Annotated in this window: 18 protein-coding genes; 7 read left to right on the forward strand and 11 right to left on the reverse strand. The window is 65.8% G+C overall.

Translation table 11 applies throughout. The features are described from left to right. Positions 1-60 precede the first annotated feature (60 nt). The 4 genes from aspS to H585_RS0101280 all read left to right on the forward strand — a co-directional run bounded on the left by aspS (position 61) and on the right by H585_RS0101280 (position 6214). Complete coding sequence (gene aspS, locus H585_RS0101265) at positions 61-1890, forward strand: aspartate--tRNA ligase (RefSeq protein WP_034626878.1); 1830 nt, start codon at positions 61-63, stop codon at positions 1888-1890. A gap of 349 nt (positions 1891-2239) precedes the next feature. Then, positions 2240-3910: a dihydroxy-acid dehydratase gene (gene ilvD, locus H585_RS0101270; protein WP_027366438.1), complete on the forward strand. Its 1671-nt coding sequence runs from the start codon at positions 2240-2242 to the stop codon at positions 3908-3910. Positions 3911-4206: 296 nt separating this feature from the next. Further along, entirely contained in the window at positions 4207-5397 is a 1191-nt protein-coding gene (locus H585_RS0101275) for a PQQ-dependent sugar dehydrogenase (protein ID WP_027366439.1), read from the forward strand. A 76-nt stretch (positions 5398-5473) separates the two neighbouring features. Further along, positions 5474-6214 carry a class I SAM-dependent methyltransferase gene (locus tag H585_RS0101280; protein WP_027366440.1) on the forward strand — a complete coding sequence of 247 codons (741 nt, stop codon included), beginning with the start codon at positions 5474-5476 and terminating at the stop codon, positions 6212-6214. A 148-nt stretch (positions 6215-6362) separates the two neighbouring features. On the opposite strand, the gene H585_RS0101285 is transcribed toward H585_RS0101280, so the two are convergent. Beyond that, complete coding sequence (locus H585_RS0101285; protein WP_027366441.1) at positions 6363-6815, reverse strand: hypothetical protein; 453 nt, start codon at positions 6813-6815, stop codon at positions 6363-6365. A 106-nt stretch (positions 6816-6921) separates the two neighbouring features. Here H585_RS0101285 and H585_RS0101290 point away from each other — a divergent pair, with 106 nt between their 5' ends. Next, complete coding sequence (locus tag H585_RS0101290; RefSeq protein ID WP_027366442.1) at positions 6922-8061, forward strand: acetyltransferase domain-containing protein; 1140 nt, start codon at positions 6922-6924, stop codon at positions 8059-8061. Positions 8062-8065: 4 nt separating this feature from the next. Here H585_RS0101290 and H585_RS0101295 read toward each other — a convergent pair whose 3' ends face one another. Next, on the reverse strand, positions 8066-8872 hold the full coding sequence (locus tag H585_RS0101295) for a rhodanese-like domain-containing protein (protein WP_027366443.1): 807 nt from the start codon (positions 8870-8872) through the stop codon (positions 8066-8068). Positions 8873-9093: 221 nt separating this feature from the next. On the opposite strand from H585_RS0101295, the gene H585_RS0101300 reads away from it, so the two are divergent. Both H585_RS0101300 and H585_RS0101305 read left to right on the forward strand, forming a co-directional pair. Beyond that, a complete protein-coding gene (locus H585_RS0101300) occupies positions 9094-9435 on the forward strand; it encodes an EF-hand domain-containing protein (RefSeq protein WP_027366444.1) in 342 nt (113 codons plus the stop codon). A gap of 65 nt (positions 9436-9500) precedes the next feature. Then, positions 9501-10244: an EF-hand domain-containing protein gene (locus H585_RS0101305; RefSeq protein WP_027366445.1), complete on the forward strand. Its 744-nt coding sequence runs from the start codon at positions 9501-9503 to the stop codon at positions 10242-10244. A gap of 162 nt (positions 10245-10406) precedes the next feature. Here the strand turns inward: H585_RS0101305 and H585_RS0101310 are convergent, their stop codons facing one another. From H585_RS0101310 to H585_RS0101350, 9 genes are all read right to left on the reverse strand, one after another. After that, positions 10407-11432 carry a threonine aldolase family protein gene (locus H585_RS0101310; protein WP_027366446.1) on the reverse strand — a complete coding sequence of 342 codons (1026 nt, stop codon included), beginning with the start codon at positions 11430-11432 and terminating at the stop codon, positions 10407-10409. 239 nt (positions 11433-11671) lie between these two features. Further along, positions 11672-12262 (reverse strand): DUF459 domain-containing protein, encoded by a 591-nt coding sequence (locus H585_RS0101315; RefSeq protein ID WP_027366447.1) that lies wholly within the window; start codon positions 12260-12262, stop codon positions 11672-11674. A gap of 279 nt (positions 12263-12541) precedes the next feature. Then, positions 12542-13345, reverse strand: a complete 804-nt coding sequence (locus tag H585_RS0101320) for an ATP-binding protein (protein WP_027366448.1) — start codon at positions 13343-13345, stop codon at positions 12542-12544. Further along, a complete protein-coding gene (locus H585_RS0101325; protein WP_027366449.1) occupies positions 13342-14253 on the reverse strand; it encodes a CPBP family intramembrane glutamic endopeptidase in 912 nt (303 codons plus the stop codon). The genes H585_RS0101320 and H585_RS0101325 overlap by 4 nt, the downstream gene beginning before the upstream one ends. Further along, positions 14250-14627 (reverse strand): hypothetical protein, encoded by a 378-nt coding sequence (locus H585_RS0101330; protein ID WP_027366450.1) that lies wholly within the window; start codon positions 14625-14627, stop codon positions 14250-14252. The genes H585_RS0101325 and H585_RS0101330 overlap by 4 nt, the downstream gene beginning before the upstream one ends. Next, positions 14611-15558: a metallophosphoesterase family protein gene (locus H585_RS0101335; RefSeq protein ID WP_027366451.1), complete on the reverse strand. Its 948-nt coding sequence runs from the start codon at positions 15556-15558 to the stop codon at positions 14611-14613. The genes H585_RS0101330 and H585_RS0101335 overlap by 17 nt, the downstream gene beginning before the upstream one ends. After that, the gene (locus H585_RS0101340) at positions 15551-16927 is read right to left on the reverse strand and encodes an AAA family ATPase (RefSeq protein ID WP_027366452.1); all 1377 of its coding nucleotides are present in this window, start codon (positions 16925-16927) and stop codon (positions 15551-15553) included. Before H585_RS0101340 ends, H585_RS0101335 begins: the two co-directional genes overlap by 8 nt. A gap of 183 nt (positions 16928-17110) precedes the next feature. Then, positions 17111-17554: a DUF3795 domain-containing protein gene (locus tag H585_RS0101345; protein WP_027366453.1), complete on the reverse strand. Its 444-nt coding sequence runs from the start codon at positions 17552-17554 to the stop codon at positions 17111-17113. After that, positions 17551-18501, reverse strand: coding sequence for a tRNA1(Val) (adenine(37)-N6)-methyltransferase (locus H585_RS0101350; RefSeq protein ID WP_244432449.1), 951 nt, complete (start codon positions 18499-18501; stop codon positions 17551-17553). The genes H585_RS0101345 and H585_RS0101350 overlap by 4 nt, the downstream gene beginning before the upstream one ends. Positions 18502-18664: the final 163 nt, after the last annotated feature.

Here is an 18664-nt window from a genome sequence, read left to right on the forward strand (position 1 = left end):
AACGAGCTACACGCAACAGGCAGGCGGATGCGGCGCGTCCCATCCACCGGAGGCACGAGCATGAGCAGCGAAATCATATCGGCCCCGCAAGAAGCGCGGGCCATAGACGATCTTGGGACTTGGCGCCGCACGCACGACTGCGGAGCCCTGCGCGCGACCGACGTGGGCGCGAAGGTCTGCCTCATGGGCTGGGTCCAGTTCCGCCGCGACCACGGCGGGCTCATCTTCATCGACCTGCGCGACCGCGCCGGCCTGACCCAGGTGGTCTTCGACCCGCAGGCCGCGCCCACGGCTCACGCCAGGGCCCACGTCCTGCGCTCCGAGTACGTCGTGGCCATCATGGGCACCGTGCGCGAGCGGCCCGAGGGCATGCACAACCCCAAGATGGGCACGGGCGACATCGAGATCCTGGTCAGCAACATAAAGCTGCTCAACACGGCCCAGACTCCGCCCTTCGAGATCGAGGACCGCAGCGAGCCCACCGAGCAGCTCAAGCTCAAATACCGCTACCTGGACCTGCGCCGGCCCAAGATGGCCCGCAACATGATCCTGCGCCACAAGACAGCCCAGGCCGTGCGCACCTACCTGGACCGTCACGGATTCCTGGAGATCGAGACGCCGGTGCTCACCAAGTCCACGCCCGAGGGCGCGCGCGACTTCCTGGTGCCCAGCCGCCTGAACCAGGGCGAGTTCTTCGCCCTGCCCCAGTCGCCGCAGCTTTTCAAGCAACTGCTCATGGTCGCCGGCCTGGAGCGCTACTACCAGATCGTGCGCTGCTTTCGCGACGAGGACCTGCGCGCCGACCGCCAGCCCGAGTTCACGCAGATCGACATGGAGCTGACCTTCGTGGACGAGGCCCAGGTCATGGACATCGCCGAGGGCATGATCCACACGGTCTTCAAGCAGGTCCTGGACGTGGAGCTGCCCAGCCCCTTCCCGCGCATGAGCCATTTCGAGGCCATGCGCGACTACGGCGTGGACAAGCCCGACATCCGCTTCGGCCTCAAGTTGTTCGAGGTCACGGACATCTTCAAGGGCTCGAACTTCAAGGTCTTCGCCTCCTCCGAGCTGGTCAAGGCCGTGCGCGTGCCCGGCGGCGAATCCCTGTCGCGCAAGGAGATCGACGACTTCACCGAGTTCGTGAAGATCTACGGCTCCCAGGGCTTGGCCTGGATCAAGATCAAGGGCGACGAATGGCAGTCGCCCATCGTCAAGTTCTTCAGCCCCGAGGAAAAATCCGCCCTGGCCGAGCGCCTGGGCATCGTGTCCGGCGATATCGTCTTCTTCCAGGCCGGACCCAAGGCCGTGGTCAATCCGGCCATCGGCAACCTGCGCCTCAAGCTCGGCGAGCGCATGGGCCTCATCCCGGCCGGGACCTTCGCGCCCCTGTGGGTCACAGACTTCCCGCTGCTGGAGTACGACGCCGACGAGAAGCGCTGGGCTGCCATGCACCATCCCTTCACTCAGCCGCAGCTCGAAACCCTGCCGCTCATGGACTCCGATCCGGGCAAGGTGCTCTCCAGGGCCTATGATATCGTGCTCAACGGCTACGAGATCGGCGGCGGCTCCATCCGCATCCACACCCGCGAGATGCAGGCGCGCATGTTCCAGGCCCTGGGCATCGGCGCGGAAGAGGCCGAAGCCAAGTTCGGCTTCATGCTCCAGGCCATGGAGCACGGCGCGCCCCCCCACGGCGGCATCGCCTTCGGCCTGGACCGCATCATCATGCTCATGACCGGCGCGCCGTCCATCCGCGACGTCATCGCCTTCCCCAAGACCCAGAAGGCCACCTGCATGATGACCGGCGCTCCCTCGACCGTGGCCGGCAAGCAGCTGCGCGAGCTTGGCATCAAGCTGCGCGAGGCGGCCAAGCCGGAAGAGAAAGCGTAAGAGAAGAAAATCGGGGAGGGCGCTGCCTGCCAGAGCGGCTCGCTCCTCCTCGAACTCCTCCCGCCAGGGAGATAATCTCCCTGGACCCGTATTTTTTGGGTCAGAGAACCCAACGCAAAGCGGCCCGGCATGGATATGCCGGGCCGCTTTGCGCTCAGTTTATAGGCTGGGGTCAGCTTGCGCGCAGCCAAGCCATATGGTTCCTTTCGGGTCAAATCCGTCGACCTCAACGGGAGCGACGGCAACCGGATTGGCCCTTGCCCTTGGCCGGGCAACTTCTTAAGGTACTTTTCCTCTTGAACATACCTTTCCGGCACAAGACAAACCGTGCCGAGCCCCGGAGGCGAACATGCGCAGCAAAAAGATGACCGGCGGGTTGGAGCGGGCACCGCACCGCTCGCTGCTTCAGGCGTTGGGCCTGACCCGCGAGGAGATGGACCGGCCCCTGATCGGCGTGGTCAACGCCCACAACGAGGTGGTGCCCGGCCATATCCACCTGAACACCCTGGCCGACGCCGTCAAGGCCGGCATCCGCATGGCCGGCGGCACGCCCATGGAGTTCCCGGTCATCGGCGTATGCGACGGACTGGCCATGAACCATGAAGGCATGCACTTCTCCCTGGTCAGCCGCGAGATCATCGCCGACTCCATCGAGGTCATGGCCACGGCTCATCCTTTCGATGGCCTGGTGTTCATCCCCAACTGCGACAAATCCGTGCCCGGCATGCTCATGGCCATGCTGCGCATGAACATCCCTTCCGTACTGGTCAGCGGCGGACCCATGTTTGCTGGCAGCGCGCGCGGAAAGGGCGTGGACCTGATCACTGTCTTCGAGGCCGTGGGCAAGGCCAAGCGCGGCCAGATGGATCAGGCCGAGGTAGACGAGCTCGAATGCAAGGCCTGTCCGGGCTGCGGATCGTGCGCCGGCATGTTCACGGCCAACTCCATGAACTGCCTGTCCGAGACCATCGGCCTGGCCCTGCCCGGTAACGGCTCCATCCCCGCGCCCACGGCCGAGCGCATTCGCCTGGCCAAGCACGCGGGCATGCGGGTCATGGACCTGCTGGCCAAGGGCATCAAGCCCCGCGACATCGTCACCGAGAAGAGCGTACGCAACGCCGTAACCCTGGACATGGCCCTGGGCTGCTCCACCAACACCGTGCTGCACCTCCCGGCCATCTTCCGCGAGGCGGGCCTGGACCTGACCCTGGACATCTTCAACCAGGTCAGCCGCGCCACGCCCAACCTGTGCAAGCTCTCGCCCGCCGGCTCGCACCACCTGGAAGACCTGCACGCCGCAGGCGGCATCCCGGCCGTCATGACCGAGCTGGTCAAGAAGAACCTGCTGCACCTGGACGTCATGACCGTCACCGGCAAGACCCTGGGTGAGAACCTGGCCGACCTCAAGGCCGCGGTCACGGACCACGAGGTCATCCGGCCCATCGACAAGCCCTACTCCAATGAAGGCGGCATCGCAGTGCTGTACGGCAACCTCGCGCCCGACGGCTGCGTGGTCAAGCAGTCCGCCGTGGCCCCGGAGATGATGCGCCGCACGGCCACTGCCCGCGTGTTCGACTCTGAGGAAGCCGCCTCCAAGGCCATCCTGGACGGCAAGATCAAGGCCGGCGACGCCGTGGTCATCCGCTACGAAGGCCCGCGCGGCGGCCCCGGCATGCGCGAGATGCTCACGCCCACCTCGGTCATCTCCGGCATGGGCCTGGGCAGCGACGTGGCCCTCATCACCGACGGCCGCTTCTCCGGCGGCACGCGCGGCGCGGCCATCGGACACGTCTCGCCCGAGGCGGCTGCCGGCGGAACCATCGCCTACGTGCGCGAAGGCGACCAGATCGAGATCGACATCCCGGCCCGCAAGCTGAATCTGCTGGTGGACGACGCCGAGCTGGAAGCCCGCCGCAAGTCCATGCCGCTCGTGCGCAAGGAAATCACCTCGCCGCTGCTGCGGCGCTACGCCCGCCAGGTGACCTCGGCCGCTCAGGGCGCGGTGCTGTCGGCGGAGTAAAGAAGAGCGGAGAGGGCCAGGCCCTCTCCGCGCCTCTCCCACCAAAGGGGCTAGGCCCCTTTGGGATCCCTTTTACCGGCCGACGCCGGGCCATGAATTTACGCTTGGCACGGCTTCGGGCCACGGTTTGAATGAAAAACCCCAAAAATCGCGGGGTTCAGGGTGATCATCCCCCCTTGTGGGTGGGGTCCGGGGAGGGCAAAGCCCTCCCCGGCTCTTAGAGCCAAGGCGGTAGGCAATCCTTGACCAGGACGGACGGCCCGCCGAAGCATGAGACTAAATGCAAAGGAGGTCTCATGCCGCGTCTGCCCGCCATACCCGCTCTATCAGCTCTGTCAGCTCTGTCAGCCCTGGTGCTGATGTTTCTTTTGGCTTTGCCTGTTGCCGCCCAGCAGGTAACCCTGACCACCGTGGCCTCGGGTTTCGAGCTGCCCTTACAGGTCACGCATGCCGGCGACGACAGCGGCCGCATCTTCGTAACCGAGCGGGCCGGCCGGGTACGCATCGTGCTCGCTGGGCAGGTGCTGGCCGAGCCGTTCCTGGACATCGCGGAGCGTGTCTCGACGAGCGGCGAGCAGGGCCTGCTGTCCGTGGCCTTCCCGCCGGGCTATGCTGCGCTGGGCCATTTCTACGCCTACTATGCCGACCTGGACGGCAACATCGTCATCTCGCGCTTCTCCGTGTCGATCGATCCCGACCGCGCCGACCCGGCCAGCGAGGAAATCCTGCTGACCATCCCGCACCCGGACTTCGACAATCATTACGGAGGCCAGCTCGCCTTTGGCCCGGACGGCTATCTGCACGCCGGCACAGGTGACGGCGGCGGCGTCGGCGATCCAGACGGCAACGCCCAGAATCCGGACTCGCTGCTGGGCAAGTTGCTGCGCCTGGATGTGGAATCCGGCCCGGACCCGGCCACGGGCCAAGCTTACCGCATTCCGCCCGACAACCCGTTCGCCGGCGGCGAGTCGCCCAGGCCCGAAATCTGGGCCCTGGGCCTGCGCAATCCCTGGCGGTTCTCCTTCGCTCGCGCCACGGGCGACTTGTGGATCGCGGACGTGGGCCAGAACAGCTTCGAGGAGATCGACATGCAGCCCGCCGGAGCTGCCGGCGGCTGGAACTACGGCTGGAACATCCTGGAAGGCGATGCCTGCTTTGGGGCCGACGAGTGCACTCCGCCGGACCGCTATGCGCCGCCGGTGGCGGTCTATGGCCGCGAGATTGGACAGTCCGTGACTGGCGGCTACATGCACCGCAGCATGTATGTTTTCGCCGATTTCGTGAGCGGACGTATCTTCGCATTGCGAAATCTGACCGGGGAATGGAATCTGTCCGTGCTCGCCGAAACAGACCTGAACATCAGCGCCCTGGGCGAGGATCAGGCCGGCCGCCTGTACCTGTGCGACTATGCGGGGGGCACGCTGCAACGGCTGCGCTTTCCGGCAGCTCCGACCGCCGCGTTCTCGCTGCTCGTATTGCCTGATTGATGTCTTTGCTTTACCTTCTGCCGCATTAGCGTCGTCTCTGGTTGTCCGGGAGGGCGGCGCGCGGCGAGGTAAATACATGCGGTTCGACGAAAAGCAGGTCAGACGCTATGAGGCGTGGTTTCAGACCGAACCAGGGCGGATCGCCCTGGAGCGGGAGAAAGCCCTGCTTGAGTACCTCATCTCGCCCTGGCCCCGGCGCAACCAGCGACTGCTGGAAGTCGGCTGCGGCTCCGGCTTGTTCCTGGAGATGTTCTGGCAGACCGGCTTCGACGTTTCGGGCATCGATCCCTCGCCGCCTATGCTCGCAGCCGCGCGCCAGCGCCTGGGCAAGGCCGCGGACCTGCAAGTCGGCCATGCCGAATGCCTGCCCTACGAGGACAAGGAATTCGACTTCGTGGCCCTGGTCACGGTGCTGGAATTTTGCGACGACGCGCAAGCCGCCATCGCCGAGGCCGTGCGTGTAGCCCGCAAGGGCGTGCTCATCGGCTTTCTCAACCGCCGCTCGCTCTATTATCTGACCAATGGCAAGTGCTGGCCCTGGACGGACTGTCAAGGACCCTTGCGCAATGCCCGCTGGCGCACCTGGCCCGAAGTATGGGACGCCTTCATGGCCGAGGCGGGCCTACGTCCATCCCGCGCGCGCTCCGTTTTGCCCGGCCCCCCCTGGAGCTGGCGGGATCGCGCTCTCTGCAGGCTGCTCAACGGCATCCTCTATCCGCCAGGCCTGGGAGCTTTCGCGGCCGTACGCTTCGATCTCGTAGGCGAGAAGCCGCTCACGCCCATCATGGCTTGGAAAGTGGAACCCCGGGCAAGCTGATACCTCTTTCATCATCTTGTTTCGCGCTCTAGCAGCGTGGACCGATCCGTCATAAGACCGTCCTGACAAACAACGTACGCCGTTTCCGGCTCGCATGGGCTATGGGATAAACGGCGGCTGGGCATCCGAACGGCCCTGCCGCCTGCTTTTATGCATGACCACCCGGCCAGAATTCCCGCAGCCTGCGCTCGGACCTCTCGCCCAGCGCCTCGGATCGTTCAGGCGGCAAATAGCTGCGCAAGCGTGGGTAGAGGTTGTTCTCGCGCCATTCGGCGAAGCGTCCATACTGTCTGGTCAGGTCGTCAATGCGGTGCTGGTCGTGGGGGCTGTCCAGGTTCGAGCCCAGCAGTTCGTCGAGCATGCGCATGAAATCGGAGAAATCCTGCTCGGCCACGGCGGCCAAGTCGTCACGAGCCTCGACCTTGCGCAGTTCGGGCAACACGGTTTCCTTCTCCACGCGCTCCAGGGCATGCAACCTGGCCCGAGTCTCCTCCACGAGCAGACGCCGACTTTCCACATTGTGGGGCGGCGTCTTGCCCAAGGTATTCAGGGTACTCAGTATGTTCTCGTCCTCGCGGTGAATAAGCTCGAATATGTCCATGCCTACCTCCATCAGTGTCGGCTTTTGGACTCACATGATACACGGCGCGGGACGCGAGTTCACGCGTTTTATGTGAACGTCGCGTCCAAACTGCTATGCTGAGGCCATGGATCGCGAGACCGCTCAACACGTTCCCCTCGGACGCCTTGCAGCCCTTGATCTTGGCCGGGGCCTGATCATGCTGCTCATGGCCTTGGATCACGCCAACTCCATGGCCGGCCTGGGCACCCAGCGCGGCGGCGAATTCTGGGGCGGACAGTTCCCGGACTACGCCTCCCTGCCGGCCTTCCTGACCCGCGCCGTTTCGCACATGTGCGCGCCAGGCTTCGCCCTGCTCATGGGCGCGGGCATGGCCCTGCTGGCCGGACACAGGCATGGGACAGGCGGTACTTCCAGCGCGTTCGGACGCTTCGCCTTGCGCGGCGCACTGCTGATCGCGCTGCAATTCACGCTGGAGAACTGGGCCTGGCGACTGGGCGCGGGATTTCCCTATGGCGGCGGAATCTACGTGGGCGTGCTGGCCATGCTCGGGGCGTGCATGCTCCTGACCGGGCCGTTGGCAAGGATGAATGCTGGCGCGTTGCTGACTCTGGCCCTGGCGGCGATGGGACTGGGCTGGCTGCTGCTGCCGCCGTTCGCGCACTGGGGCGAGCCCGTGCCCCTGTGGCTGCGGCTGCTCGCCGTCCCCGGTCGCGACAATGGAATCATCGTGCTCTATCCCTTGCTGCCTTGGCTGGGGATCGTGTTGGCAGGCATTGCCATGGGCCGCGCGCTGCAACGCGACGCCGGGGCAATGCAGAGCCGCCTGCCATTGATCGGGCTCGGGCTGCTGCTCCTGTTCGCCCTGATGCGCGCCTGGGGCGGTGTGCCGGCCAACCTGCGGCCGCTGCCGGACGATCACTTATGGTCGTTTCTCTATGCGGTAAAATATCCGCCCAGCCCGGCCTTCCTCTGCCTGACGCTGGGCGAGTTCCTGCTCGTGCTGGGCCTGCTGCATCGTGTGTCGGCACGCGCCGGCCACGCGTCGCTGCGCCTGCTCCAGGCCGTGGGCCGCAGCGCCCTGCCCTTTTACATCCTGCATTTGTGGCTGTACGCCCTGTTGGGCTGGATCGTGGCTCCCGGCGTTGGTTTGGCCGGGGTGTACCTGGTCTGGCTGGCAGGACTTGCGCCCCTGCTGCCGGCATGCCTGGCCTGGTCGCGCTTCCGGGCCTCACGGCCCGACGGATCGGCCTGGCGGCTACTGTAGCCCCTCAGCCCGAGGTCATGCGCCGGTAGGCCAGGACCTTGAAGACCACGGCGGCAATGATCACGACGATGCCCGTGCCCAGGCGATGGGTCCAGAAGGACCAGACGAAGAGGGCGACCAGGGTCAAGCCCACGATCAGCTCCAGGACCTTGCGCGTATTCAGGGGTTCGCGCAGCCAAGCCTTTGTCGCCGCGAGCGCCTGGGCCGCGAGGCTGCCCTCCCGCACGGGCGGGAAACCCAGCCAGGCCGCCACAATGCCTATCAGGGCCAGCAGAATGAGCACGGCCCCATGCCGCCAAAGGCCCACCATCAACAGCATCAGGCTGATCGACGCCCAGACCCAGTACCAGGGCATCCTGAGCACCCACGCCGGCCAGCCCGGACTTGCTGGACTTCCCGGACCGCCGGTTGGCCCCTGTTCCGTTTCATGTCCACCCAGGCGCCAGCCAGCCGCGCCGCCCGACAGGCTGTAGACTTCGCTGAATCCCTGCTCGCGCAGATTTCTTGCCGCCAAGTCCGAGCGGTGTCCGCTCATGCACACCGTGACCAGCGGTTGGTCGCGCGGCGCGTCCTTCAAGCTGTCCGGCAACCGGTTGGTCAGGACCAGCCGCGGCTCGTTGAGCGAATCCGGCACACGGAACCAGCCGTGCTCCAGGGGTGAACGCACGTCCACGATGGTGAACCGCCGCCCCTCCCTGCGCCAGCGATCCAGGGTCGCGGACGAGATGCGCCGCACCCCGGCCGCGCGAAAGCCCAGCTCCCAAAAGATCAGCCCCGCCGCTATCAGGATGACAAGCCCGAGTATCCACATGCTTCCAGGCTTATCCCAATGGCCCGCTTTAAGGAAGGATTTTCGCAACGTCGCTCAAGGGGCGCTCCGTATTTCCTTACAGGCTTGTCCTCCCACCGCCTCCACGCGGCCCGTCAGCATCCGACAGCAAATAACGAACGGCTCCGATATGTCGCCTGTATGACCTGGGCTATTGGCAGGGCTTCACCAGACATGAACCCGAACACAAATGGAGGTTTGTCATGCAACGTATAGCTTTGATCGCAAGTCTGCTGGCCCTGCTCGTGGCCGTGCCGGCCATGGCCCAGGTAGGCAAGGATTGGGGCTCCGGCGGATTCGAGTCATACGGATCCAAGGAAGGCGGCGAATCCGGCCAGATGGCCATGGATCGCGGCTTCGAGGAAGTGGACCAAGATGCCGACGGCATGGTCACCGAAAGCGAACTGCAGGAGTCCTATGGCGATCAGATCACTCAGGAACGCTCCTTCAGTGAGATGGACCAGAACGCCGACGGCGGGTTGAGCCAGGAAGAATACCAAATGGCCGGTGGCCAGGAAGGCTCGGAAGGTGGAGAGAGCCAGTAACGAACGGAGCGCCCGGCCCAAAAGGCCGGGCTTTTTAGTCCCAGCATGCCAACAGGAGGGTGGACATGAAGTATCGTATCTTGATCGCGGGTTTTCTCGCTCTGCTCGTCGCCATGCCGGCCATGGCCCAGCAGACAACTTATCAGGACCCGCAGCAAGGCTCCCACGGCAGCCACGAGGGCCATGTCATGGACCGTGCTTTCGGGGATGTGGATCGCGACGGCGACAATGCCATCAGCCAGGACGAGCTGCGGGAATCCTATGGGGAGGGTTCCTCCGATCGCGCATTTTCGGAAATGGATAGGGATGCCGATGGCGTGCTGAGCGAGCAGGAATACATGTTGCCGGGCAATACCGGCGAAGTCGTGAGCCCCGGCGAGAACCCGTACGAGCCCCTCAATCCGGGCGAGAGCGGCGTCAAGCCCCTGCCCCAGGCCGACGAGTACGGCATCACCCGCGAGCAGGGCACCACGGGCGGCGTGAGCCCCATGGACGATTCCGAGGGCGACACTCTCGATCAGCCCAGGGCGGAGCAGGAAACCGAGCGTGCGGCTGAAGACGAAACCGATATGCGCGTAAGTCCCTACGGCACCCAGGAGGATCGCGGACCAGAGAATTACGATCTGAATGGCGAAATGGGCGACCAAGAAGGCCGTGGCCCAGCCGAGGTGCCCACCGGCGAGTCCTACGGCAGCCCGGACTACGACACCACGCCCGAGTACGGGACTCCTCCGGCCGGGGCCCAAGGCGGATCGGGAAACATAGACCAGCAAGGCGATCCGCGCGCCACCGAAGTACCGGAGAACTAGCGTTTTTTTTTGCAAAGAGCTGGAAAGGGCCCTGCCCTCTCCAGCCCCGACAGGGGCGTTCTCGCATGGAGTTCGTCCCTGGATCAGCGCAGTCCGTTGGCGGGTCGCCATACCCACCGCCCTCGTTCCGCCTTCCCGCGGGTCAGCCGGAATCAGTCGAGATCAGTCGCGCACGGCCTTGCGCAGGGCCTCCACGAAGCCGTCCACGTCGGCCGGAGTGGTATCGAAAGAGGTCATCCAACGTACTTCGCCCGTCAGATGGTTCCAGACATAGAAGGGATAGCAAGCCTGCAGGGGGGCCACGGCCCGCTGCGGGATGACGGCGAACACGGCGTTGGCCTGCACCGGTCGGGTGATGCGCACTCCCGACAAGTCCCTAACCTTCTCGGCCAGCAGAGCGGCCATGCGATTGGACTGCAATGCGTTCTCGCGCCACAGGTCGTCCGTCAACAGGGCCGTGAACTGCGCGGCGATGAAGCGCATCTTGGAGCAAAGCTGCATGTTCTGCTTGCGGATGTAGCGGAACTCAGTCGAAAGCCGGGCATCGAAAAAGATGACTGCCTCGCCGTGCATGAGTCCGTTTTTGGTCCCGCCAAAGGAGAGCACGTCCACGCCGCACGCGCCGCTGATGTCGCCCAGACCCAGGCCCAAGGCAGCCGCCGCGTTGGCCAGCCGCGCGCCGTCCATGTGCAGGAGCAGACCGTGCCCATGAGCGAAGTCGGCCAGGGCACGCACCTCGTCAGGTGTGTACAGCGTGCCAAGCTCCGTGGACTGAGTGATGGACACCACCCGAGGCTGGTTGTGGTGCTGCACGCCCACGTCGGCCAGGAACTGCTCCAGGTCCCGGGGCTCGATCTTGCCGTCGCGGCTTGGCACGGTGCGCAGCTTGAAGCCGGCCATGGCCTCGGGCGCGCCGCACTCGTCCACGTTGATGTGCGCCGTATCGGCGCAGAGCACGGCATGGTGCGAACGAGCAACGGCGCGCAGGCCGAGCACGTTGGAGGCTGTGCCCAGAAACACGAAGTAAGTATCGATGTGCTGGCCAAAGTGGCGGTGCAAAAGGGCGTCGGCCTCGGCCGTGACCGAATCCTCGCCATAGGCGAGCGCATGGCCCTGGTTGGCGCGGGCAATGGCCTCCATGACTTTGGGATGCACGCCCGAGTGGTTGTCGCTGGCGAATGAGCGCAAGAGCAGTCCTTTCGTTCGGCCAGGGCTTGGCCGGTTGATTTGCGTGGTAGCTGGAGAGGGGCGTTGCCCCTCTCCAGACCTCTCCCCACCAGGGTGTAACGACGCCCTGGACCCGCGATGTTTGTGCCGGAGTGCGTTTCGCCAATGGCGAAACGCACTCCGGCACCGAAACTTCAAATTTTCCCATGCCGGGGTTCGGGGGGAGGCTCTCCCCCCGGCCGCCGGAGGCTATTCCTAATTCAGCGCAACCAGGCGCGCCAAGCGTCCCAGCCGGCCACCAGCTCAGCGATGAGGCGGTAGCCGGTAGCGCCGGGATGCGCGCCGTCGCCTGCCTGGAGTTCCTCCAGGTAGACGTGGCTGGCGGACAGAGGGGTAAATACGTCCAGGTAGGAAATGTCAAGCTCCCCGGCCAAGCCGGCGTAGCCTCGGTTCAACTCCGCCGTGCCTTGGTTGTGCTCCGGCTTGTGCATGGGCGTGGGCCCGATCCAGAGCACTGGGTATTGCGCCTGGGCCGCCTGCATGATGAGCCGTGCGTTGGACACGGACGTTGCCGCATCGACACGGGGATAGCCTTCTGGCCTGGAGGCATCGGCCCCGCCGAAGCTGAACACGAGCCGGCAATCCTGGTCCTGGGGCAGGCGGCGGGCAGTCTCCGTGGGCCAGCGTTCCAGGATGTCGTTGGTTCTGTTGGCGCGTATGCCGAGGTTATAGACGTTCAATTCCTTGTCCGTGACAGCCAGGGCCATGGCGGCGAGCCTGCCCGGCCAGCCGCAAAATTCCGGATCGTGCGTGCCCAGCACGAGCGAGTCGCCGATAAAGCAGACGTGCATGAGGTTCCCCCGGAGCTGTTGGTTTCGGCCCGCGCCAGACTAGCACCAAGACCAGGGCGGTCAAGACCTGCCCATGACGACGGGTCGCTTGGGCCAGGAGTTTAAAATCGCAGGAAATGGATCTCTTGAGGAAGCAGCTTAAACGGTGCCGGACGACGCGATGCACTTGCCCTCAGGGGGCAGCGCCCCCTAACTACGCGGGTCCAGGGGCACGTCGCCCCTGGTGGGGTGAGGTCTGGAGAGGGGCAACGCCCCTCTCCAGCTCTTACGCCTTTCGTATTATCCGTCCTGTGCCGCTTCCGCCGTGCCGCCCTTCAGCCGCGTCAGGCTCACGCCGTTGTCGCGGCAGGGTGCGAGGCCGTAGATGATCTCGGCCTGGGTGGCGAAGAGGTCGAGTGGATGGTGGCTGATGACCAGCACCTGCAGGCCCAGGCGCTCGGCGATGGTGCGGATGAGCTTCATGAACGTGGGCACCAGCTCGGGCTTGAGCCAGCAGTCCTGCTCGTCCAGCACCAGGAAGGGTCTGTGGCGCGTCGGATCGAGCTGGGACAGGGCGATGAGCCGCAGGGACACGGACAGGATGTTACAGACCGAACCGCCCTGGCCCACGAGGATGTCCTCGACCTGGCCCTGGTTCTCGATGCGGAAGCTCACGTGCAGGCGGCCGCCCTTGGTCTCGCGGTCGCTCTTGACCACGCGGTCCTGGCTCAGAATCTCGCGGATGGCCTGAGTCAGGTTGGCCTCGATCTCGTCCAGCAGCTCACCGAACAGGGACTGCGACAGCTTCTCGAGCAGGGCCTCGGCCTTGGGCGCCAGCTCCAGGAAGGCGCTGATCTCGGCAAGCTCCGCCGTGGCGCGCAGGTAATCCTTGTGGCGCGCCTCGGCGATTCCGGCCAGTCCGTCCAGGCGGCGCTCCAGCTCGCGCGGATCGGCCAAATCGGCCAAGCCCGCCAAGTCCGTTATAACGGACACCGTGGATAAATCAGGCCGCTCTGCCGGACCAGCTGGACCGACAGAGTCAGACGGACCAGACGGGCCGGACAGGCCAGGCAGGTTGAATGATCCGGTGTCGCCGTGGCTCACAGCACATCCTGTTCATGCTCGTGGCCCGAAGCGGGAGCAGGCTCCTCCGGTGCCGGCCGCAGGCGGCCCGTGGCCACTATCCAGGCGGCAAGAAGCCCCAGGGGAACCCAGCCCAGCACGCCCAGGTAGGCGGCCATGATGCCCGGCTTGCCGCCCGTGGCCAGCAGCACAAGCGATGCGCCCACGGCGTTGGTGGAGGCATGGGCCAGGCTGGCGCACCAGATGGAGCCGGAGGCGGCCAGGAACCAGCCGAAGATGATGGACAGGAGGATGCAGCTCACGGTGAACACGAATGCGCCCGCCAGCGGCTGGTCCGGGAAGTTGTAGCCCTGCAGGTTGAGCGGCAGGTGCCACAGGGACCAGATGCAGCCCGTAACCACGGCCGCGATCAGGGGCTTGCCCCTTCCGCCCCGGAAGATGCGCTGCTGCAGGTAGCCGCGCCAGCCGAACTCCTCGCCGAACAGGATGGGCATGGTCATCGCAGCCGAGGCCAGGGAGAACATGACCATGACCCACGGTCCGGGCATGTCCGAGGCCGCGCCGCCTTCTGACGCGGCCAAGGCTGCCAGCCCGGAGCGGAAGGTCCAGTCCACCTCGGCCAGGCCAAAGGTCTGGGCCAGCAGGAGCACCAGCGCCATGCCCGGCAGGGGCAGGAACCAGGCCAGCAGATAGTATTTCCAGCTTTTGCGCAGATTGAGCCTCAAGCCCGCGTCGCCGAAGCCCTTGTCCACCCACAGCCGCACGGCGATGGCCGCCAGGGCCGGGGCGAACGCACCCTGCAGCACGGCCCAGCGCAGGTCCGAGCTGCCCGGCTCCCAACCCTGACCCGCAAGTCCGTACCACAGCGTCCAGGAGATGCTGAAGGCGGCCACTATGTAGGCCAGCACGCCCGTGCCGCGCTGGCTCATCGGCCGTCCTCCACTCCGCGTTCCACGGCCGACAGGTCGGCGCGGATGGCCTCGATGTGCTTTCGGTAGTCTTCAACCAGACGGGCGTTCTCGGCCCGGCGCTCGGCCAGCAGCCGCTCCAGCTCTACCGGATCGGCCGTGCCGTACTCGGCCTGGGCGCGCTCCTCCATCTCGCGCAGTTGCTGGCTCAAGTTGGCCAGGTTCTGCTCCGTGCGCACGCGCTCCATCTTGAGCTTCTCGTATTCGGCGCGCAGTTGGGCCAGTTCCTGCTCCAGACGCTGGTCCTGAGACGGCTGCGCGGACGGCTGCTGGGACGCCTGTTGCTGGGAAGATTGACCGGCTTGGCCGGCATAAGGGCTATTTCGCATCGTCACGGACGACCTCCTGATAGAGTTCCCAGACAAGCCTGGCTTCGGGAAGCTCGGGGTTCACATTGGCCATGAGAAACTCGCGCAGACCCGCACCCTCGGCCGTTCGCCGCCAAGCCAGACGCTCCAGGCCGTGCAGGAACAGAGAGTCGGATTCCTTGCCGGCTTCTTCCTCGGGCGGCAATTCCTGATCCGGGAACACGGCCGCGAAAGGCAGATGCGGCACCACGAAACGCTCCAGCTCCTGCGCGCCGGGCAGCCAAACCGACGCGGCCGGGGTGCGCTCCATGGTCCGGCGGCTGAAGGTAAGCCGGGTGATGTTGCCCGGATTGGCCCAGCGCGTCCCGCCCACGACCTGCATGGGCTGCGGCCGATGCAAGTGGCCGTTGATAACCCAGTCCACGCCGGGAATCTCGCGCAGGCGCACGGGCTTGTCGTCATAGTCGGGGAAATTGAGGTTGTGATGGGTCAGCCAGACCACCCACTGCTCGTCGCTGCGGTCGAACGAGTGCGGGATGGGCGCGCCGTCGGGCGAAGCGCCCACCAGCACGCGGCCCTGCGGCGTCAGCAGAGCCAGGGCCGGGCCGGGCTCGCCGAGCACCCGTACCGCGCCGGCCGCTTCGAGCACGGCCAGGGACACGTCCTGGGTGTAGCGGGCCTGGTACTTGTCGTGGTTGCCCACCAGCACAAAAGGCCGCCAGAGCCGAAACAGCTCGATGAGCGCCACCAGCAGCGCATTGGGATTCTCGCGCGGCCAGTGGAACAGGTCGCCCAGGAAGACCGGCACGAGGTCGTGCTCCTCGGCATGCTCCAGACAGGCGCGCACCTTGGCCAGCACTTGCTCAAGGAAGCCTTCCAGCCGCTGCCCCGGCGGTGTGGACGCGAAATGGGCATCCGGTATGAGCATGAGCCCGCGGGCGCGAATCTCCTCAACCATGGCGGCCTCCGCACGTCGCGCCCTCGGCGTGCGCGCACCCGTGGCGGCGCAGGAAGGCCTCGGCGTCCATGCTGCCGCCACACAACGGGCAGGAGCCGATCTGGGCCAGCCGTGCCGCTATGCGCGCCTCGCATTTAACCAGGGCTTCATCGCTTTGTCCCAGCCTGGCTTGCAGGGCCTCGGCCTGGCGCTTGAGTTCGCGCAAAGTCCGAGCTGCCTCGCTCAGGCCTTGAGTCCGCATGGGTTCGGGCGGCGGCCGCAGATTGGCCGCGCGACCGGCGCGGACCTCCAGGCCGGTCATGCGCGTTTCCAGCTTGCGTCGATCCGCGATCCACCGGGCCAGGCGCAACGCATCGAACAGTTGAGGCGGCTCGCGCAAGGGCTCCAAAGCCTGCCTGCGCCGTGAAACCTTGGCCAGCACGCCCTGGCGCAGGGCCCGTGTCTCCAGGTGTTTGGCCAGCCGATCGGCCGGAAAAAGCTGCGGCGGCTCGACCAGCGGCGTCAGAGCCTGCCTGCGGCGCTCGGCCAACAGCTTGCCGGCGGCCAGCCGCGTCCGCAGCGTCAGGGCCTCGGCCAGCCGGGCCGCCGGCCAAAGCTGCGGGGCCTGCGTCAGGCGCGACTTGATCTCCACTCGCCGACGCAAAATACTCTGGGACAGCTCCAGCCTGCGCAGCCCCTCGGCCATGCGGACCAATTCGGGCAGGCGGGCCTCGGCCTTGCGGATGGCGTCATGCCGCTCGCGGGCCGCGTCTAATCGCAGGCGCAGGTCCGGCAGGGGCGTGAGGGTGCGCAGGACGCGCTCCAGCTCCGTCAGCCTGCCGCGCACCTTGCGCTCGTCCGCCTTGCCCTCGCGCACCTTGGTCTGCAAGGCCTTCTGCATGCCCAGCAGATGCGCGCTTTCGCTGGACGAGGCGAAGAAAGCCGCCATGGCCGAAGGCGGCTCGTTGAGCAGGAAAATCGGCTCCTTCTGGTTGCCCAGGTGCACGTCCAAGCTGCGATTCACGGCCTCCAGTTGCACGAGGTTCAAGCGCAGGATGTCTTGGATCTCCTGCGGCACCTTGCCCTGGAGCTTCCAGAACTCCTCGGGCTTGTCCGCGCCGGGCCGCAGAAGCTCGTAGCCCGCGCTCTTTTCCTTGCGCAGCCAGGCCACGCGCGTGCCGTCGCTGAACTCGGCCTCCACGCGGGCCAGCTTGGCTCCGTGGCGGATGAAATGTCTGGGCGCGGGATTGGTGGCTAGGCAACGCAGGCCCTCGACCACGGCCGACTTGCCCGAGTTGTTCGGCCCCACCAGCACCGTCAGGCCCGGCCCAAGCTCGACGACCGTGCGGCCGTGAGCCAGGAAGTTCTCCAGGGTCAGCTTCACGAGCATAATGAGAGCCTATAGGAAGGAAGACGGCAAGAGAATGCAGGAAGGGCTTTGCCTGCCAGAGCGGCTCGCTCCTCCCCGCACCCCACCCACCAGGGCGTAATGACGCCCTGGACCCACGATGTTGGGGAATATGTGGCGGAAATGCGCTGCATTGTAGCCCCTGGCTATGGAATAATCCGCGCCTCAGTAGCGCGGCAAATCCTTGTTTTCAGCATGGAAGCCTTCCGGCCCGACCTCGCGCATGCGCTCGTTCATGGCCTGCCAGCGCTTCTGCAGTAACGGGTCGAAGCCCGTGTTCGTACAGGGGAACTCAGCGCACTGGAAACAGAAGTCCACGCCCTTGGCTTTGACGCACGAATGCACCCGGCAGCCCTTGTGCAGGCACTCGCCCGCGCGGCAACCCTTGCAGTTGCCCTGGGCCAAGTGCTTGGTCATGTCCAGGAAGGCCGGGTACTGGGCGAAAACCGGATTCATCCCGGCGAAGCGCTCGGCATGGCGCTCGAAATTGGTCAGCAGGCGTAGCAGCTCCCGGCTGTGGCCGGCGATGGCTCCGTCATCCTTGGCCAAACACTTCTCGCAGCTTAGGCCGCACGGGGCCAGGGCGCGCACGGAATCGGCGTATGTCACGACCGCTCTCCTTCCGAATTCACTACGGGATTGCACGACAGAAACGGACAAAAGGCAAGCGCATCGGTTGTCATGTGCGCACCGTTGTAAAGTAAAAGCGGCGGCTCGACAATCAACCCCTCTCCCCCACCCTTGCGTGCTTCCACCAGCACGCGCCGCGCCGGCTCGCCCGCGCGGGGATGCACGAAACGCAGCCGCTTGGGCTCCAGTCGGCAGGCCGCAAGCTCCGCCAGTAGCGTAGCGAGCCGCTCGGTCGGAAACACGAAGCAGCCCCGGCCGCGCAGCTTGAGCGCATACGCCGCCGCAGCCACGAAGTCGCCTAGCTGGGCTGGCGTAAGAGCTGGAGCTGGTGAGGGGCGTTGCCCCTCTCCAGACCTCTCCCCACCAGGGGACAACGGCCCCCTGGACCCACGATGTTCTCCCGGCTGCGCCGAGAGGATGGTCTCGTTTGAAACAGTCGGATCTTCAAGCGTGGACGCGGCGGAAACGGCATTATCGTCAACGCTTGCACCGCCATGGAAAAGCGCGGCGAGCCGTCCCGCGTCATGCGGGGTCCGACCCGTGCCTGGAGCGTGATACGGCGGATTGCAGGCCACAAGATCGAAGGATTCCGGCTCCAGCCGAGCGGAACCTCCGCTCGCGGCGAGCTTGTTACCCCCCTTGCGCATATCGCGCACATCGCCTTCGCGCACGTCCAGGCGCGTTTCCAGGCCGAGCCTTGCCGCGTTCTCCCGCGCGCAGGCGGCCGATTCGGGATTCAGCTCCAGTCCCAAGGCGGAGCCTGCCGGATTGCGCAACAGCCAGCCCAGGGCAACCGGCCCGCAGCCCGTGCCCAGGTCAAGCAGCCGCCCCGGCCCTTGCGGCAGGAAGCAGGCCAGCAGCAGCGCGTCCGCGCCGAAACGGAACCCCTTCTCCGGCTGGGCCAAGCCTCGCGGAAACAGCCTCACGGCATCATGCATCGGTTTCCCATGATTTATAACGATCTGAACGCCTGCGGATCGTCCGCCCCAGATTTACAGCGCCTCCTGATGGCTTCCCCCCAGCTCAAAACACGGGGTCCAGGGCGTCGTTACGCCCTGGTGGGGAGAGGTCTGGAGAGGGGCAACGCCC

Origin of the sequence: Desulfocurvibacter africanus subsp. africanus DSM 2603, assembly GCF_000422545.1 — a bacterium.
GTDB lineage: Bacteria > Desulfobacterota > Desulfovibrionia > Desulfovibrionales > Desulfovibrionaceae > Desulfocurvibacter > Desulfocurvibacter africanus.

What these genes read in the sequence shown, in the direction of transcription:
- aspS (WP_034626878.1), top strand. Translation starts at nt 61, where the DNA reads ATGAGCAGCGAAATCATATCGGCCCCGCAAGAAGCGCGGGCCATAGAC.
- ilvD (WP_027366438.1), top strand. Translation starts at nt 2,240, where the DNA reads ATGCGCAGCAAAAAGATGACCGGCGGGTTGGAGCGGGCACCGCACCGC.
- H585_RS0101275 (WP_027366439.1), top strand. Translation starts at nt 4,207, where the DNA reads ATGCCGCGTCTGCCCGCCATACCCGCTCTATCAGCTCTGTCAGCTCTG.
- H585_RS0101280 (WP_027366440.1), top strand. Translation starts at nt 5,474, where the DNA reads ATGCGGTTCGACGAAAAGCAGGTCAGACGCTATGAGGCGTGGTTTCAG.
- H585_RS0101285 (WP_027366441.1), bottom strand. Translation starts at nt 6,815, where the DNA reads ATGGACATATTCGAGCTTATTCACCGCGAGGACGAGAACATACTGAGT.
- H585_RS0101290 (WP_027366442.1), top strand. Translation starts at nt 6,922, where the DNA reads ATGGATCGCGAGACCGCTCAACACGTTCCCCTCGGACGCCTTGCAGCC.
- H585_RS0101295 (WP_027366443.1), bottom strand. Translation starts at nt 8,872, where the DNA reads ATGTGGATACTCGGGCTTGTCATCCTGATAGCGGCGGGGCTGATCTTT.
- H585_RS0101300 (WP_027366444.1), top strand. Translation starts at nt 9,094, where the DNA reads ATGCAACGTATAGCTTTGATCGCAAGTCTGCTGGCCCTGCTCGTGGCC.
- H585_RS0101305 (WP_027366445.1), top strand. Translation starts at nt 9,501, where the DNA reads ATGAAGTATCGTATCTTGATCGCGGGTTTTCTCGCTCTGCTCGTCGCC.
- H585_RS0101315 (WP_027366447.1), bottom strand. Translation starts at nt 12,262, where the DNA reads ATGCACGTCTGCTTTATCGGCGACTCGCTCGTGCTGGGCACGCACGAT.
- H585_RS0101325 (WP_027366449.1), bottom strand. Translation starts at nt 14,253, where the DNA reads ATGAGCCAGCGCGGCACGGGCGTGCTGGCCTACATAGTGGCCGCCTTC.
- H585_RS0101335 (WP_027366451.1), bottom strand. Translation starts at nt 15,558, where the DNA reads ATGGTTGAGGAGATTCGCGCCCGCGGGCTCATGCTCATACCGGATGCC.
- H585_RS0101340 (WP_027366452.1), bottom strand. Translation starts at nt 16,927, where the DNA reads ATGCTCGTGAAGCTGACCCTGGAGAACTTCCTGGCTCACGGCCGCACG.